14 protein-coding genes are annotated in these 17288 nt (G+C 45.5%); 10 read left to right on the top strand and 4 right to left on the bottom strand.

From position 1 onward, the window contains the following. Positions 1-106 precede the first annotated feature (106 nt). From MUB50_RS08395 to MUB50_RS08360, 8 genes are all read left to right on the top strand, one after another. On the top strand, positions 107-1039 hold the full coding sequence (locus MUB50_RS08395) for a GTP-binding protein (RefSeq protein WP_118625286.1): 933 nt from the start codon (positions 107-109) through the stop codon (positions 1037-1039). Beyond that, complete coding sequence (locus MUB50_RS08390; RefSeq protein WP_118607887.1) at positions 1023-2135, top strand: DUF3878 family protein; 1113 nt, start codon at positions 1023-1025, stop codon at positions 2133-2135. Before MUB50_RS08395 ends, MUB50_RS08390 begins: the two co-directional genes overlap by 17 nt. 136 nt (positions 2136-2271) lie before the next feature. After that, entirely contained in the window at positions 2272-2505 is a 234-nt protein-coding gene (locus tag MUB50_RS08385; protein ID WP_015525508.1) for a hypothetical protein, read from the top strand. Between the two features lie 211 nt (positions 2506-2716). Beyond that, positions 2717-3907, top strand: coding sequence for a CobW family GTP-binding protein (locus MUB50_RS08380; RefSeq protein WP_244791003.1), 1191 nt, complete (start codon positions 2717-2719; stop codon positions 3905-3907). Between the two features lie 122 nt (positions 3908-4029). After that, the gene (locus tag MUB50_RS08375) at positions 4030-4980 is read left to right on the top strand and encodes a TIGR03943 family putative permease subunit (RefSeq protein WP_244791001.1); all 951 of its coding nucleotides are present in this window, start codon (positions 4030-4032) and stop codon (positions 4978-4980) included. A 79-nt stretch (positions 4981-5059) separates the two neighbouring features. Then, on the top strand, positions 5060-5638 hold the full coding sequence (pth, locus tag MUB50_RS08370; protein ID WP_118514159.1) for an aminoacyl-tRNA hydrolase: 579 nt from the start codon (positions 5060-5062) through the stop codon (positions 5636-5638). Positions 5639-5645: 7 nt separating this feature from the next. After that, on the top strand, positions 5646-8972 hold the full coding sequence (gene mfd / locus MUB50_RS08365; protein WP_244790999.1) for a transcription-repair coupling factor: 3327 nt from the start codon (positions 5646-5648) through the stop codon (positions 8970-8972). A 213-nt stretch (positions 8973-9185) separates the two neighbouring features. Further along, the gene (locus tag MUB50_RS08360; protein WP_138276681.1) at positions 9186-10445 is read left to right on the top strand and encodes an FKBP-type peptidylprolyl isomerase; all 1260 of its coding nucleotides are present in this window, start codon (positions 9186-9188) and stop codon (positions 10443-10445) included. 106 nt (positions 10446-10551) lie between these two features. On the opposite strand, the gene MUB50_RS08355 is transcribed toward MUB50_RS08360, so the two are convergent. Then, positions 10552-11349 carry an HAD family hydrolase gene (locus tag MUB50_RS08355; protein WP_158293303.1) on the bottom strand — a complete coding sequence of 266 codons (798 nt, stop codon included), beginning with the start codon at positions 11347-11349 and terminating at the stop codon, positions 10552-10554. 10 nt (positions 11350-11359) lie between these two features. Beyond that, on the bottom strand, positions 11360-12574 hold the full coding sequence (locus MUB50_RS08350) for a DUF4317 domain-containing protein (protein ID WP_118514151.1): 1215 nt from the start codon (positions 12572-12574) through the stop codon (positions 11360-11362). A 749-nt stretch (positions 12575-13323) separates the two neighbouring features. Between MUB50_RS08350 and MUB50_RS08345 the strand changes: the two genes are divergently transcribed. Further along, positions 13324-14277 carry a hypothetical protein gene (locus tag MUB50_RS08345; RefSeq protein WP_118625298.1) on the top strand — a complete coding sequence of 318 codons (954 nt, stop codon included), beginning with the start codon at positions 13324-13326 and terminating at the stop codon, positions 14275-14277. A gap of 69 nt (positions 14278-14346) precedes the next feature. Here the strand turns inward: MUB50_RS08345 and MUB50_RS08340 are convergent, their stop codons facing one another. Together MUB50_RS08340 and MUB50_RS08335 are read right to left on the bottom strand one after the other, a co-directional pair. Beyond that, positions 14347-14991 carry an orotate phosphoribosyltransferase gene (locus MUB50_RS08340; protein ID WP_118514147.1) on the bottom strand — a complete coding sequence of 215 codons (645 nt, stop codon included), beginning with the start codon at positions 14989-14991 and terminating at the stop codon, positions 14347-14349. A 368-nt stretch (positions 14992-15359) separates the two neighbouring features. After that, a complete protein-coding gene (locus tag MUB50_RS08335) occupies positions 15360-15812 on the bottom strand; it encodes an Hsp20/alpha crystallin family protein (protein ID WP_015525518.1) in 453 nt (150 codons plus the stop codon). A 400-nt stretch (positions 15813-16212) separates the two neighbouring features. Between MUB50_RS08335 and MUB50_RS08330 the strand changes: the two genes are divergently transcribed. Further along, positions 16213-17288 (top strand): helix-turn-helix domain-containing protein (locus MUB50_RS08330; protein ID WP_244790997.1); only part of this gene is annotated, 1076 nt, incomplete at its 3' end.

The raw sequence follows: 17288 nt of genomic DNA, 5'->3' as shown, positions 1-17288 counted from the left end.
CCGCCTCTTTTCTTTGCGGAAAAAAGATTATATACTGATAGCAGTCCGGCATTTGTCGGGCGGGAGATTGTTGAAATATGGACGGAACATAAGTAAAGGAAGAAATATGATAAAGATCGATCTGATAACCGGGTTTCTCGGATCCGGAAAGACAACATTTATAAAAAAATATGCCTCCTATCTTCTGAAAAAAGGCATGAACATCGGGATCCTGGAAAATGATTTCGGGGCAGTGAATGTGGATATGATGCTGCTTCAGGATCTGATGGGTGACAACTGTGAGTTGGAGATGGTTTCCGGCGGTTGTGATGCGGACTGTCACAGACGGCGATTTAAGACGAAGCTGATCGCTATGGGAATGTGCGGTTACGACCGTGTCATCGTAGAACCATCCGGAATCTTTGATGTGGATGAGTTCTTTGACGCCCTCCATGAGGAACCGCTGGATAAATGGTATGAGATCGGAAATGTGATCGCCATTGTGGATGCGAAGCTGGCAGAGGATCTTTCTGCGGAAGCTGATTATCTGCTGGCTTCTGAGGTGGCAGATGCAGGCTGTGTATTACTGAGCAGGAGCCAGGAAGCTACGGTGGAAGAGATCAGCAGCACAAAAGAGCATCTCAACCGTGCACTTGGCCAGATCCAGTGCAGGCGCTGTCTGGACAGTGAGATCCTCACCGGAAACTGGAATGATCTCACGGACACAGACCTGGAAAAGATCCTGAATTGTGGGTATGTGTCAGAAGCTTATGTGAAGGAATCCTATGCGGAAGGCGGTGGATTTGATTCTCTGTTTTTTATGAACGTTCATAAAAGTGAGGAGAAACTCTATGAAACTGCAGAAAGGATCCTGAATGATCCATCCTGCGGAGATGTTTTTCGCGTAAAAGGTTTTCTCAGAAAAGAAGATGGACAGTGGCTGGAGCTGAATGCTACCCGCCATGAGATCTGCATCCGGCCAGCAAAGCTGGGACAGGAGATCATGATCGTTATTGGGGAAAAACTGAATAAAGAGGTAATTGATGGATACTGGAAATAATACTGCAGAAAAAACAGCACCGGAGAGATATGTCTCAGAGAAGGCATTTGAAGAGCTGCCAGATACATTTCAGAAGCTTGCAGAGCTGCTTGGAGAAGATCAGTTTGAACTGGTGGCAGTGAATGATGAGAAAGGCCCGCAGGATCAGAAAGCAGCTTCAGAGAGTGCTTTTTCGGAAGCAATTGCGGAAAAGTCCGATGACAATATATACAAAGTGGATTCTTATGTAAAAAACGGAGAAATCCGCCTTGTGTATCTTATGAATGATGCGGTAGAAAGCTTTCTTGTTTTTGGAAATGCCCGTATGACAGGTGTATACAAACCGGATTACGAGGGCGAGATCCTGGCAGATTTAAGCCGGCAGGGCAGAGAATATATCCTTGTGGTTCACCAGGATGATTCGGTGGTGACTTTGTTTTTTGAAACCCTGTCTCTGGAAAAATATCTCTACGATTACAGCCGGATCGGTCATTTCTGGATAGAAGGGTATGAATATTTACGGCAGCTGGAATATCGCCTGGCAATCCTCCGCGACAAATATGATTATATAGGCGGGGACAGCTGCAACGCTCTGGAGGAGAAGCTTTCTGTACTGGTGGAATTTCCGCCATTGAATTACTGCTGTTATCCGTCTGTTCCGGAAAAGTATATTGTTCCCAGGGAAAATCCGTGGATTCCCTCGGAAAAGGCAATTGAGGTAATGGGAGAGATCGCAAGGCAGGCAGGAGACCGTACCTTTGTCAGGTGGCTTGAAATTTACCGGAAACTTCCGTTTAAATGGGTAGCACGGAAACTGGCAGGAATGCTTCACCGTACAAAACACATTCAGGTAACGATGTGCCTTTCCGAAAAGCTGAGGGAAGCGTCATCAGGATATGGGGATCGGTCTTTTGGAAAAGAAGCTGACGAAGAAATTAAAGTTCTTACGGAAAAAGCCAGTGCAAAACAGGCAGAGCTGAAAAAGCAGGGTATCGGATCCGAAGTATTCAGAGAAGAACCGTTTACCATTGCCAGAGATTCTCTGGGATTTAAGGTTTATCTCATGAAATGGAACAAAGGAAGAAAAGACTGTACTGTTGAAATTGAAGAAATATGACGAAATATATATAGATCCGCAGAGAATATCTGTGAAGTGTTTTTGCCCGGCAGGGATTGCTTTTTTAAAAACACTGGGGTATAATTTAATGGAAAGAGTTAAGAACAGCCCTTTGATAAGAAAGGAGATTTTTAAAATGAAAGTAACACATATTACAGATATCGATAAATTTTTTGAGGTAATTGACAGCTGCAAAGGCAGAGTAGAGCTTGTAACAGGAGAGGGAGACAGACTGAACCTGAAATCCAAGCTTTCCCAGTATGTATCTCTTGCAAACATCTTTTCCGCCGGGGAAATTCCGGAACTTGAGATCGTTGCAGCAGAGAAAGAGGATATCGACAAGCTTATGAACTTTATGATCAACGGCTGATAGGAAGAACGATTTTCAGGGATGTGAGCTTTTCACATCCCTCTATTAATCTGAATATAAAGCAGAATATGAATGTCTGTTTTGTAAAATGGATATAATGACAGCAGATACAGAAACAGATAGTTTTTCTCTGTCATCATGATCATAACAGGATACAACCAGGGGGTATAATACTTCCTGGTCAAACTACGTTAAAAGGAGTGTATACAAAATGGTTAAAATTGATATTATCTCCGGTTTCCTTGGTGCCGGAAAAACAACTCTGATCAAAAAACTTCTGAAGGACGGATTTCAGGGTGAGCAGGTAGTTCTGATCGAGAACGAGTTCGGTGAGATCGGTATTGACGGCGGATTTCTGAAAGAGGCTGGGATTCAGATCCGTGAGATGAATTCCGGATGTATCTGCTGCTCTCTGGTAGGAGATTTCGGAACATCCCTGAAAGAGGTTGTTACCAAATACAATCCGGACAGGATCCTGATCGAGCCATCAGGAGTTGGTAAGCTTTCTGACGTTATCAAGGCTGTACAGGGTGTTCAGGACGAGGTTGACATTAAACTGAACAGCTATACAACTGTTGTTGATGCAAAAAAATGCAAAATGTATATGAAGAACTTCGGTGAGTTCTTTGATAACCAGATCCAGTATGCAGGTGCCATCATCATGAGCCGTACCGATATTGCAAGTGAGAAAAAGGTTCAGGAGTCTCTGGAGCTTCTCCGTAGCCTGAATAAGGATGCTGCTATCATCACGACTCCGATTGAGAATCTTGACGGTAAGAAACTGGTAGAGGTTATGGAGCATCCGGTATCCCTGGAGCAGGAGATGCTTGAGGAAGAGCATGAGCATCATCACCACCATGACGGAGAGTGCGGCTGCGGACATGATCATGAAGAGCATGAGCATCATCACCACGACGGAGAGTGCGGCTGCGGACATGATCATGAAGAGCATGAGCATCATCACCACGACGGAGAGTGCGGCTGCGGACATGATCATGAAGAGCATGAGCATCATCATCACCACGACGGAGAGTGCGGCTGCGGACATGATCATGAAGAGCATGAGCACCACCATCATGACGGAGAGTGTGGCTGTGGACATGACCACCACCATCATCATGCAGATGAGGTCTTCACAAGCTGGGGCCGTGAGACGATTAAGAAATTCACACGTGAGGGACTTGAGAAGATCCTTGAGGCACTTTCCGAGTCTGACAAATATGGTATCATTCTCCGTGCAAAAGGAATGCTTCCGGCAGAGGACGGAACATGGATCTATTTTGATATGGTTCCGGAAGAAACCGAGATCCGTGAGGGCGCACCAGAATATACAGGCCGTCTGTGCGTGATCGGTTCCAAACTTGACGAGCATGCTCTGGAAGAGCTTTTCGGGATCGCATAAAGCATATGATAAAATAAATGTCCGTTTTGACGCAAAACCAAAGCGGAATACAGATATAGATTGTTACAGAAAGGAAACAGATACTGTACATTAAATCGTACAGTATCTGACAGGATGGATTTATGGAAGAGACCAGAGTACCCGTTTATCTGATCACAGGTTTTCTGGAAAGCGGCAAGACCTCTTTCCTGAGCTTTACCCTGCAGCAGGATTACTTTCAGATCGATGGAAAAACACTTCTGATCCTTTGCGAAGAAGGTGAGGAAGAATATGATGAGGAAGCACCGAAACAGTGCAATACCGTTGTGGAGATCATTGACAGCGAGGAAGAGCTTACACCGGAACGACTTGCGGCAATGGAAATCCTGTATCAGCCGGAGCGGGTGATCATTGAGTACAATGGCATGTGGCTGGTAAGTAAATTTGAAGAGATGGAAAAACCGGAAGGCTGGGGCGTGGAGCAGCATATCACCTGTGTGGATGCAAGCACATTCCAGGTTTATATGGCGAATATGAAGTCCCTTTTTATGGACATGGTCCGCAATGCTGATATGGTTATCTTTAACCGCTGCCAGGAGAATGATCCGCTTCCTTCTTACAGAAGAAGCATCAAGGTGGTGAACCAGCGTGCGGAGATTATTTTTGAGGATGAAGAAGGCGAGCTTGGTGATCTTTTTGAGGATGAGATGCCATTTGATATTGATGCGCCGGTGATCGATATTCTTCCGGAGGATTATGGTATCTGGTTTGTGGATTCCATGGATCATCCGGACCGCTATGTCGGAAAAACCGTTCACTTTAAAGCACGTGCCCTGAAGCCGCGTGGAATGGGAAGTAAATTCTTTGTTCCCGGAAGAACAGCCATGACATGCTGTGCAGATGATACCACATTCCTTGGTTATATCTGCAAGAGCGCTTTTGCTCCGAAGATCGCAGAAGGCCAGTGGGTGGATGTTACCGCGAAGGTTGCGTTTGAGAAGAGAATGGAATATCAGGGAGAGGGAATCGTACTTTACGCAGAGCATGTGGAAGTTTGCGAGCCACTTGCTGATGAGATGGTATATTTCAACTGATACGATCAGAGCATTTGTATGCCTTAAGGCATAAGAAGGCCTGGCATTGAAACAGGTAAATTACAGCTGAGGAGTTTTTATGTATTTAATTGCAGGTTTGGGAAATCCGGGAAAGCAGTATGAGGCTACACGCCACAACATGGGCTTTGACACCGTTGACTGTCTTGTGGAGAAGAATAATATCCCGCAGGGTGGCGTAAAATTTAATGCCATGTATGGAAAAGGTATCATCGGCGGTGAAAAAGCTATTCTGATGAAACCGCTTTCCTATATGAATTTAAGCGGTGGTCCGATCCAGGAGATGTCCGGCTATTTCAAGATCGATCCGGAGACAGAGCTGATCGTGATCTACGATGATATCGATCTGGAGCCTGGACAGCTTCGTATTCGCAAAAAAGGCAGTGCGGGCGGACATAACGGGATAAAGGATATCATCCGCCGTCTTGGAACTGAAAAATTTATCCGTATCCGTGTTGGTGTCGGTGCGAAACCGAAAGACTGGGATCTGGCAGATTTTGTGCTGGGGCATTTTTCGGACAGTGACCGCAAGCTTGTGGATGAAGGGATCAATGATGCGGCAGAGGCTGTGGAGATGATCCTGTCCGAGGGCGTAGATGCGGCGATGAATAAGTATAACAGGAAAAAGCCTAAGAATTGAGGTTTGTATGGAAGCATTTTTGCAGCCTCTGCAGGGTCTTGCAGAGTTTGGGGAAATAAAAAAGCGTTGTGGCGCAAATTGCGGAATTCTTAACGTTTCCGGATGCATGGAGTCCCAGAAGGTCCATCTGATGTATGGACTTTCCGGGCTTTTTCCATATCATCTGATCCTTGCGGATGATGAGCGTAATGCAAAGGAAATCTATGAGGATTACCGCTTCTATGACAAAAATGTATATTTTTATCCGGCAAAGGATCTTCTGTTTTTTCAGGCAGATATTCACGGAAATCTTCTGATCCGGCAGCGGATGCGTGTGATCCGGGCACTTCTGGAACAGGAAGAAGTGACCGTTGTTACCAGTATTGACGGATGTATGGATTTCCTGATGCCGCTGGAAAAGATCAGAAGCAGGCTTCTTCATTTTAAAAGTGACAGTGTGATCGATCTGGATCAGCTGAAGGAAGAGCTGGTAGAGCTGGGATATGAACGCACCGGTCAGGTAGAGCTTCCGGGGCAGTTTTCTGTGCGTGGAGGAATCATTGATATCTATCCGCTGACAGAGGATAATCCCTGGCGTATCGAATTGTGGGATGATGAGGTGGATTCTATCCGGAGCTTTGATGCGGAAAGCCAGAGATCCCTGGAAAATGTAGATGAAATTACGATCTATCCGGCCGCGGAAAAGATGGACGGAGAGGATATGGTATCCTTTCTGGATTATTTTCCGGAAGAAAAAACACTGGTGTTTCTGGATGAACTGAACCACCTGGCAGAAAACGGCGAGGGTGTGGAGGAAGAGTACCGTCAGAGTCGTATGCACAGAGAGGAAAAAGGCGAGGCAAATCTTCCGGAGCAGTGGCTATGTGGTTTTCAGGAACTGCAGAAGAAGCTGAACAGACGGAATTGTGTGGCTGTATCCGCACTCTCTCCCAGACGTTCCGGATGGAAGATCAATGAGGAATTTGATCTTACAGTGAAGTCTGTAGATTCTTATAACAGCAGCTTTGAGCTTCTGGTAAAGGATCTCCTTCAGTATAAGAGGCAGGGATACCGAATCGCACTGCTCTCCGGTTCCAGGACCAGGGCGGAGCGTCTGGCAAAAGATCTTTCAGAGGAAGGTCTGAATGCTTTTTACAGCCAGGACATGGATCGTATCATCAGTCCCGGAGAGATTATGGTGGTCTATGGTCATGCAAGACGTGGCTTCCAGTATCCGCTGATCAAATTTGCAGTGATGACGGAAACCGATATTTTCGGCAAAGAGCAGAAGAAGCGCAAAAAAAAGAAAAAATACAGCGGAAACCGGATCCAGGATTTTGCGGAGCTTTCCATTGGAGATCTTGTTGTTCATGAAAAGCATGGACTGGGTATTTATCGTGGAATCGAAAAGGTAGAGGTTGACCGTGTTGTGAAGGATTACATCAAGATCGAATACCGGGGCGGCAGTAATCTCTATATTCTGGCAACCCAGCTGGATGTTTTGCAGAAATATTCCGGATCCTCTGAAAATGCAAAAACGCCCAAGCTGAACAAGCTTGGCGGTCAGGAGTGGAATAAGACCAAGAGTCGTGTTAAGGGTGCGGTAAAAAATATCGCAAAAGAGCTGGTAGAGCTTTATGCAGTACGCCAGGAGAAAGAGGGATATGTCTGCGGACCAGATACCGTATGGCAGAAGGAATTTGAGGAGATGTTTCCCTATGAGGAGACAGAGGATCAGCTGGCAGCCATTGAAGATACCAAGAGAGACATGGAAAGCACCAGGATCATGGATCGTCTTGTGTGTGGTGACGTTGGTTACGGAAAGACGGAGGTTGCTTTAAGAGCTGCGTTTAAGGCAGTACAGGAAAGCCGGCAGGTGGTTTATCTGGTCCCTACCACCATTCTTGCACAGCAGCATTACAATACTTTTGTACAGCGTATGAAAGAATTTCCGGTAAAGGTGGAGCTTCTCTGTCGTTTCCGGACATCTGCCCAGCAGAAAAAGGCCATCGAAGGGATCAAAAAGGGGCAGGTAGATATTGTGATCGGCACTCACAGAGTTCTTTCAAAAGATGTGGAATTTAAAAATCTTGGACTTCTGATCATTGATGAGGAGCAGCGCTTCGGTGTTACTCACAAGGAGAAGATCAAGCAGATGAAAAAAGATGTGGATGTACTGACGCTGACAGCAACGCCAATTCCGAGAACCCTTCATATGAGTCTTATCGGTATCCGTGACATGAGCGTTCTGGAAGAGCCACCGATAGATCGTGTGCCGATCCAGACATACGTTATGGAGTACGATGAGGAGACTGTCCGGGAAGCCATCCGCAGGGAGCTTCGCCGGGGTGGACAGGTGTATTACGTATATAATCGAGTCAATGACATTGCCGAAGTAGCCCTTCGGATATCCAGACTTGTGCCGGGGGCCAGAGTGGATTTTGCACATGGACAGATGAGTCAGAGGGAACTGGAGCAGGTAATGTATGATTTTATCAACGGAGATGTGGATGTGCTGGTTTCTACCACTATCATTGAAACAGGACTGGATATTTCCAACGTAAACACCATGATCATCCATGATTCGGACAGATATGGCCTTTCCCAGCTTTATCAGCTACGTGGGCGTGTAGGACGTTCCAACAGGACTGCTTATGCATTCCTGATGTATACCAAAAACAAGATGCTCCAGGAGACCGCGGAGAAACGGCTCAGCGCCATGAGGGAGTATTCAGACCTTGGAAGCGGTTTTAAGATAGCTATGAAGGATCTGGAGCTTCGTGGAGCAGGAAATCTTCTTGGTGCTCAGCAGCACGGGCATATGAACGCAGTTGGTTATGACCTTTATTGCAAGATGCTCAGTGAGGCTGTCAAGGAGGCAAAGGGAATCCGGACTATGGATGATTTTGAGACGACCATTGATCTTAACATTGATGCGTTTATTCCGGATTCCTATATCAGCAACGAGTTCCAGAAGCTGGATATTTATAAGCGTATTGCCGGTATTGAAAGCCAGCAGGAGTATGACGATATGCTGGAGGAGCTGATCGACCGTTTTGGAGAGCCGACAAAAGCTGTGCTGAACCTTCTCGCCATTGCAAGGCTGAAGGCTCTTGCTCATCAGGGATATGTGACGGAGATCAAGCAGCTTGGAAAAGATGTCCGGATCACGCTCTATGAAAAGGCCAAGCTGGATCCTGCAGGTATCCCGGCTATTATGGCGCAGTACAGGAGAGGTTTGCAGTTTAAGGCTGATCATGAGCCGAAATTTATCCTGACACCACAGGGAAGGCTGATCGAAGAGCTGATGAAGTTTGCGGGGGAGCTGGCAAAACTGGCAGAGCCACTGGAGTAAAGGGAAGAATCAGGCAGGCTCGGGGTTATCCACGGGAAAAAATATCCGGTTTGTGGATACCGGATATTTCCCCGGAAAGACTTGTGGATAATTTGTGAAATGTCGTGTAAGTTCGTGAAATTCCTTGCTCTTAAAGGTGAAAACGTTTATAATCAAGTATTATGGAATAAGAGCCGGACCGTGATTCTTATGGACGGATAGATGGAGGATGAAATGAGAAATTCAGTAAAGAAAGCGGCAGTTACTGCTCTTGTCTGCGTTACAGCAGCAGGAATGATGGCAGGCTGCGGAAATAAAAAACTCGATGGTACAAAGATCGCATTGACAGTCAATAAGCAGGAGATCCCGCTTGGCGTTGTAAGTCTGGCAGCACGTATGCAGCAGGCACAGGCTGAGGCAATGTACAAGATGTATCTTGGCGGCGGAAACGATATGTCTATCTGGAGTACCAAAATGGATGATGATTCCGATGAGACTTACGGTGAAAATGCGGTAACAACATCTGTTGAGACTGTTGAGAAGATGTGTCTGGAGAAAGAACACGCTTCCGAGTATGATGTTGAAATTACAGATGATGAGCAGAAGGCTCTTGAGGAAGCTGCCAAGAACTTTATGGCTGCCAATTCCGATGAGACAATTGCAGAGCTTGCGGTTGATGAAGATATGGTGAAGACTTTCCTCGAGCTTGAGACATACGATGTGAAGATGAAGGATGCCATTGAAGCCAAAGCGGACGTGAAGCTGGATGAGAAAGAATATCAGCAGATGTCCTTCAGCTATGCAAGTGCAAAAGTCAGCGGAGATGATCTTTCCGATGATGATATCAAGAAGAATAAAGAGAATCTTCAGAAGTTCTATGACAAGGTTAAAGAGGATCCGGCTGCAGATTTCAATACTCTTGGAGATGAGATTTCCGAGGATATGACTGCAACAACCGGAACATGCCCTGCCTATGAGGAAGGTGATGACAGTGCTGCCAACGGAACTACTTATCCGGATGAGGTCCGTGCCGCTTTAAGAAAGCTGGATGAGGGTGCACTGAACGAAGAAATCATCAAGACAGATTCCGTATGGTATGTTGTGAGACTGGATTCCAAGAATGATGAAACTGCAACGGAGAGTAAGAAAGAGTCTCTGACAAACACCAAGAAGGATGATTTCTATAATGATACAACAGATGGATGGAAGAAGAAAGCAGATATCAAAGAAGAGAAAAAACTGATCAAGAAGATCAAGATCACAGATAATCACAGCTTTACGATCCAGACTCCAACTCCGACACCGGACCCGGATGTAACTGAGACACCGACAGCAGATTCTGCAGAGGCTGAGGCAACCGAGACACCGGCAGCTGAGGAGCAGACCGATGTGACCGAGACACCGGAGACAGAGGGAGATTCTGCAAAGGCTGATGAGGAGACTGCAGACAGTACAGAAGATGAGGCAGCTGCTACACCGGAAGCTGAGAAATAAGATACAATGTTTGCAATGGAATGATAAGAGAAAAGACAACGAGCCGTGTACGAGTTTATCGTACACGGCTCGTTTTTTGTAATGCTCATGCCTGCTTTACGGATCATCAGATCAGATTCAGATGCTCCAATGCGTGAAGAATCCCGTCCCTGTCCACTGCGCTTGTCTGGTATGTGCAGTGCTTTTCGATGCCTCCGTAAGCATTTCCCATAGCAACGCTGACTCCGGCAGCTTTCAGCATGGGAAGGTCGTTGGGACTGTCTCCGAATGCGTAGCAGTTTTCCTTGGGGATGGAAAGGCGGTCCAGGAGAAATTCCATGCCTGTGGCTTTGCTGGTACCCTTTTGTGTGACTTCCCAGATTCCGTCTCCGTGATCAAAATAGGTGTAATGATCATTACAAAAGCTGCGGAATTTTTCGACATTGGAATCCGGAAGCATATGTACCAGGAATTTGTCATAGGAGTAAGTGCAGGCATCCTCCCGATTGAATTTCGTGATGTCGACCATTGGAATTTCTTTTCGCATTTTGACTCCGAATTCGGACTGGGCCGGAGATGCGCCATCATACAGGATCTCAGTGTTGGATTCAAAAAGTGCCTCGATTTTACATTTGCGGAGAAGATCTACGGTTTCCTTGCACAGAAGATTTGGGACTGTGCGGAAAAAAAGCAATTTGTTATCCATGTAAATGTGGGTTCCACAGCCATATATATAGCCATCGAAATGAAGCTCTGAGAGTGCAGAAGGCATCATTACTTTGGTGCGGCCGGTGTTGATGAAAAGAAGATGACCGTTTTCATGGGCTTTTGTGAGGGCTCGGCTGGTGCTCTCCGGAACCTTGAATGGGTGAGACGTAAGCAGTGTGCCGTCTATGTCGAAGAACAGGATTTTTTTATCGTTCATAAGGTCTCCTTTAAAATGGGATTTCTTCTTCGGTGTTATTGTTATTAATGTCAGTAATATCATTAACAGGAAGTGGTTCTGCGGATGTATCTTCAACAGAGTTCAGTGCGCTGACACGGATGCCATTGAGCTCTATTTCACTTTCCATGGGGATCACCAGGCATTTGCGGCCGTCGATGATCCGAGTTTCTACCAGCTCTGCCCGGTCCGGTGCCACGTGGATCACCACATCCGGGGTTTTGATCTCGAATTTTCTGGTGTTGGTGATGTTGGATGCTACCAGAGCAGATTTTTCTCCTGCAGCAAGCTCATATTGTTCATCGAAGTTCTGAAGCTTTTCGTCTTCTACGCCGCATTCTTCGAAGAGACGTTTGACTTCGGATTTGGTGAGGACAACAGGTTCCGGTTCGTCCTTCTGGGATTCAATGAGGTCGTTAAGCTTTTCGTGGATCTCAAGGACTGTGTCGTAGGCACAGTCATCACCAAGTGTTTCTTCCACCAGAGCATTGAAGGAGTCGCGCTGGGTTCCGGCAGATAGTGGTGTGGTGCAGCCGAAGACTTCTTCCATCATGGTGGAGCGGAGATTTTCGGCGTTTTTGGTGTAGTAGAGAAGCCCGTGGATATCGGTACTGCGGTCGTTGAACTGTGGGAAGAGGAAGCCCCAGTCAGGCATTTCTACCAGCCAGTCCCGGATACGGTCTTCAATGTTGTTTGTCTCTGTGTTGTAATGCAGGCCTGCCTTGGAGAGTTTGACCGGGCAGATGCTGCAGAGGATGTGGTCGTAGATCTCATCGGAGGCATCGAACATTTCGGCGCCGTCGGAGGATTTGCCGGGGATGTCGTAGACTGCATGGATGAGGATGATGTAGTAGTTTTCACCGTAGTCGTAGTTTTCTATGATTTTGTCGTAGAAGGCTTCGGTGAGGGTGTCGTCGGTGAGTTTGCTTTTGCGGAGTTTCATGAGGAAGTTTTGGGTTCCGCCTTCGTCTTCCTGATCCAAGGGAAATTCCATGTTGATGAGGTTTTTTCCGATGGTGCCGGTGAGGGTTTTTCGGAAGATGTCGAAGTATTTGAAGGTTTCTTCCTCTGATAAGGATAAGAAGGCTTCTTTGAGTTCGGTTTTTTTGTTTTTTTCACCGTCTACGTAGCAGCCGCAGATGCGGGTGATGGAGCAGCGGTCAGGGGTGAATTGTTTTTTTATTTCTGCGATTTCTTTTTTGTTCATGTGTGGTTTACCTCGGTTTTTTGATTAATTTGATTATAGCACAGGTGTTTGGTGGGGGCAAGATGACACGGACGGACGTGTGAGATTTGCAGCAGAAGTCCGGGTGCCGTCGTTTCGCCTGGTCATACTAAGCGTCTGAGGTGTCTCACGGAGCGGCCGGCCCATAACTCGCCATGTACGCTGATGCGTACCTGGCTCAGACAGATGGGCCTTACCCTGCGGCTTGTGGCCGCCGGGTACCTCTCCGTGAACCACCTCAGACGCTAAGTATGGACCAAGGCTCACTCCAAAGCACCCGGACTTCTGCTGCAAACCTCACACTGTGCGGTCATGGTGGGAGGGCTAGAGTGGTCTGACGGGAGTTGGATGAGCCATCAGCGCTGCGCTGGATGGCTGGGAGGAAAGGCTGAGATTCCCTGTGGTTTGAAGGGAGGTTGTGAGCGTCGGCGCGTTGCTGGACGCTTGTAGTTTGGAAGAGTGAGATTCCCTGTGGCTTGGAGGGAGATTGTGAGGGTCGGCGCGTTGCTGGACGTTGGATGGTGGTGTCGAAATTTGGAGATGGTTTTTTGTGGTGTTGTGGTGGGATGTGTGATATGATTTGTGTATCTTATAAGATCTAGCCATTTATTTGGTTTCTTTTTGCTTCAATGTCTGAAGCGTTTTTTCGAAAAATATTTATAAAAACTGTATACAGGGTTTCTGAAGTGTTTGATTGATGGTATAATTGTATATACCAGAAGGAGTATTGTTTGAGAGATAATACGATTTTTGATGATGTTTTTCGTACTATGATGGAGAAAATGACGTTTCTGGTCGTGCCTTTGATCAATGATGTTTTTCATACATCATATCCGGCTGATGTGGAGATTGTGCAGTTGCGTAATGAGTATCAGCGGGTGGATGGTGAGATTATTATGGATTCGCGGCTGTTGATCGGAAACCGGATTTATCATATAGAATGTCAGAGTACGGATGACAGGACAATGGCTGTACGGATGATAGAGTATGATTTTGCAACTGCTGTTGAGTTTGCCAGAAAGCAGGGACGGAGGTATCGGATGGAGTTTCCGCGTTCTTGTGTGTTGTATCTTAGAAACAGTAGGAATACGCCGGATTTTCTGGAAGTGGATGTGGTTTTTCCAGATGGAGGATGTCATTTGTACAGAGTGCCTGCCATTAAAGTAGAGAATTATACAAAAGATAAGATATTTGAAAAGAGTCTTCTTATGCTGCTTCCTTTTTATATCATGCGATATGAAAAAAGAGGGCATGAGATGAGTGAGGATCCACAACTTTTTCAGGAATTACTGAATGAATATGAAGTGATCCGGAGTAAACTGGAAGCAGAGATCACTGAATCTGGAAGGTCCGAACTGTTCAGTGATCTGATTGGACTGATAACTCGGATATCTGATCATATTTTCAGAAATGAGGAGAAAGTCCGGAAAGGAATAGGTGAGATTATGGGTGGACATGTTCTGGAACTGGAATCTGAGAAAAGGGCAAGGCTGATGGCGGAAGCTAAAGAACAGGCTGAAGCACTGGGGCGAGAACAGGGAATGGCCCAGGGAATGGCTCAGGGGGAGGAGCGACTTAGAGTTTTGATCAACAGGCTTATACTTGATGGTCGTGGCAATGAGATCCAGAAGGTTGTTACAGATAAAGAAATGCGTGAAGCCATGTACAGAGAATATCAGTTATAATTGGAAAGGATAAAGAGAATCCCCCACTGGTTTTGCTATCCATGGGGGATTCGTTGACTGATCTGAATTTTATAATACAGAATATCCGTAGCTGCTGACAATAGCATCGATCTTCTGGCGGTTTTTGCACAGTGGGCAGTTGTCAGAGCGGTAGGAGTGATAGTCCGGGATGTCTCTGGCCTGGAAGATAGAGTGTACAGGGAGTGTGGCTACACTGTCTACACTGCTGTAGATGGCTGCCACGCCGCGGATCTTACCGCCATAGTACAGAACGCTTTCGATAGCCCGGTTCAATGTGGATCCGGTGGTGATGGAACCATTTAGGATGAGAATGTTTTTTCCATTGATCATTGGTTCATAGTTGTCGCGGAAGATTATCTGTCCGGTGCTGTTGAACTCAGGGGTGATGACGTAGATGGTCTGGTGTGCATTCATGGAAAGAACGCCGGCCTTGGTCAGTTCTTCGGCGAGATAAGCACCAATCACTTCAAGTCCGTCCATGCAGACGATGGTGTCTACCGGAATGGATGCTTCGTAATTTGCTGCGAGAGCGGATGCAATACGCTGTGCTTCAGCGCATCTGGATTTCATGGTGGTGAGATCCAGGTAGTGTGTGATATGGGACTGGGATGTTACGAAGTGTCCCGGAATCATTTTAAGCTGTATGCGGTTGTCATTGCGCGCGTAAATTTTTATGATGTTGTCCTGATCCATAATAAAAACCTCCTGTCGTGATCGTGTTTTACGTGGTTGTTCAGGAGAATTATCCTGAAGGATTACGAAACAGATTTAATTAACCAAATGCGGATCGCAAATATCCGATTAGCTGTGCATATTATACCATTGATTTCAAAAAAATAAAACAATATAATGCAAAATATATAAAAAATATTCGAAAAATCAAGTATATTTGTTAAAAAATATCCAATATCATGAAAGCTTTGACAATAGGATCATTACTATAGAGTAAAAGTACTTGTGAGCATGCAGTAAATTGGAAAGAGAGTGCCATATGTATTATTGTGTATAAAAAAGAGGAGGAGAATCTCTATGGATTCTCCTCCTGTGAGAGTGAGTCAATGTCAGCCTTCAATAGATACATATTTATCAGCTTCGATCTCTTCAGCTGCTTTTTTCGGAATAGAAAGTCTCAGAACACCGTTCTCAAATTTTGCATGGACATCTTCGTTTTTTACACCATTACCAACATAGAAACTCCTGCTTGTGCTGCCAGCATAACGTTCACGGCGGATATAATTGCCTTTCTTGTCTTCCTCATCTTTGTCAAGACCCTTGGCAGCGGAGATGGTAAGATAACCATCCTTCAGCTGTACCTGTACTTCATCTTTCTTAAATCCTGGAAGATCTACATCCAGCTCATAGCCTTTATCTGTTTCACGTACATCAGTTTTCATGATATTTTTTGCATGTTTGCCATAAAGAGGATTCTTTCCGCTAAAGAAATTATCTCTGAATCCAAAATCATCCATCCAGTCATCAAATAAGTTTTCTCCAAATACACTCGGGAACATCATAAGTCATTTCTCCTTTCAAATTGAAAAGCCGTTCCGGTGGATCAAGAAATCCAACTGTTGCCGGTATATAGTTACCACTTCGGGTCATTCCGCAGTGGTGATCGTTTGGTTTTACTCTGAACATCAGGAAGTTCTTTTTTTATCTCCTCCCTTGTTCTATATGTAATATAACACTTATTACTAGCGAAGTCAAGAGGCGAGTGCTAATTTCACACTTTCTTCACATTTTCCTAAAATGAAAAACTAATTTCCACTCTCAGCCCTTTATGTTCTTTTGCTGAAATTAGGGGTGGAACTTAGTCCTGCAATAAGCTATCCTATAACAAATGCCAGGGTACACTGGCCCATATCCTCCGATCACCGGAAATGATCCATTTTTATTACAAAGGAGGATTTACTTATGGCTACTTATAATATTGGAAACCGCAAACACCTTACTCTCGCTGACCGTGCTGCTATCGAACATGGTATACAGATTGGGGAAAACTTTTCTCAGATTGCTCGCAAGTTAAACAAGGATTCTTCCACCATCTCAAAGGAGATACGGCGTCATATCATACATGTTCCTCATTATCAGGATGACCTCCAGAAGAAACGCTCGGAATGCCAGTTCTTTCATTCCTGTGACAAAAGAAATGTATGTGGCAACCTTTCCTGCCGGTCATTGTGCTTTAAGTGCCGTTCTAAGCGCTGTGCCATGTATTGCCGTGCTTTTACTCCTGTACTTTGCGACAGGCTCAAAAAACCACCGTATGTTTGCAACAACTGCAACCAGATACGTACCTGTTCCCATGACTTCTATTTTTACCGTGCCCATTATGCCCATGACCTTTATAATGAGATTAAGGTTTCTTCCCGTTCAGGTATCAACCAGACACCCGAATCTCTGGAACAGCTGGATCAGCTGGTTTCACCTTTTCTCCTTAAAGGACAGCCATTATCTCATATTTATGTTTCCAATCAGCAGCTTATCAATTGTTCTATCCGTACATTATATAACTACATTGATCATGGATATTTTACTGCTATCAATTTGGATCTCCCACGCAAAGTACGCTATAAAAAACGTCGCAAGACCAGAAAAGCTCCTGAAAACACCGGCTGCCGGGAAAATAGGACATACCATCATTTTGAAAAATATCTTGAAGAATATCCAGACACAAATGTTGTAGAGTTAGATGTTGTGGAAGGCGCTGGTGGAAAATCTGAAAAAGTACTTCTGACTATGCTCTTCCGTAATTGTAACCTTATGCTCCTTTTTCTACTTGAAGCCGATGACCGTAAAAATGTCAGGGAGGTTTTCCTTTGGCTGTATGAACAGCTTGGAGCAGCTCTATACCACAAGTTATTTCCTGTTATCCTCACAGACAATGGCTCCTCTTTTAAAGACCCTGAAATATTTGAACGTCCTGGAGATACAGCTCGTTTATCCCGGGTTTTCTACTGTGATCCTATGTCGTCCTGGCAGAAAGGCAA

Origin of the sequence: Blautia sp. NSJ-140 (assembly GCF_022868965.1) — a bacterium.
Classification (GTDB): Bacteria; Bacillota; Clostridia; order Lachnospirales; family Lachnospiraceae; genus Blautia_A.
The sequence above is the reverse complement of the archived record's forward strand: the minus strand, read 5'-3'. Positions and strand labels throughout refer to the sequence as shown.

Coding starts and splice junctions, on each gene's coding strand:
- MUB50_RS08380 (WP_244791003.1), top strand. CDS start 2,717: ATGGTTAAAATTGATATTATCTCCGGTTTCCTTGGTGCCGGAAAAACA.
- MUB50_RS08350 (WP_118514151.1), bottom strand. CDS start 12,574: ATGAACAAAAAAGAAATCGCAGAAATAAAAAAACAATTCACCCCTGAC.
- MUB50_RS08375 (WP_244791001.1), top strand. CDS start 4,030: ATGGAAGAGACCAGAGTACCCGTTTATCTGATCACAGGTTTTCTGGAA.
- MUB50_RS08390 (WP_118607887.1), top strand. CDS start 1,023: ATGGATACTGGAAATAATACTGCAGAAAAAACAGCACCGGAGAGATAT.
- MUB50_RS08385 (WP_015525508.1), top strand. CDS start 2,272: ATGAAAGTAACACATATTACAGATATCGATAAATTTTTTGAGGTAATT.
- mfd (WP_244790999.1), top strand. CDS start 5,646: ATGGAAGCATTTTTGCAGCCTCTGCAGGGTCTTGCAGAGTTTGGGGAA.
- MUB50_RS08335 (WP_015525518.1), bottom strand. CDS start 15,812: ATGATGTTCCCGAGTGTATTTGGAGAAAACTTATTTGATGACTGGATG.
- MUB50_RS08340 (WP_118514147.1), bottom strand. CDS start 14,991: ATGGATCAGGACAACATCATAAAAATTTACGCGCGCAATGACAACCGC.
- MUB50_RS08360 (WP_138276681.1), top strand. CDS start 9,186: ATGAGAAATTCAGTAAAGAAAGCGGCAGTTACTGCTCTTGTCTGCGTT.
- MUB50_RS08395 (WP_118625286.1), top strand. CDS start 107: ATGATAAAGATCGATCTGATAACCGGGTTTCTCGGATCCGGAAAGACA.
- MUB50_RS08355 (WP_158293303.1), bottom strand. CDS start 11,349: ATGAACGATAAAAAAATCCTGTTCTTCGACATAGACGGCACACTGCTT.
- pth (WP_118514159.1), top strand. CDS start 5,060: ATGTATTTAATTGCAGGTTTGGGAAATCCGGGAAAGCAGTATGAGGCT.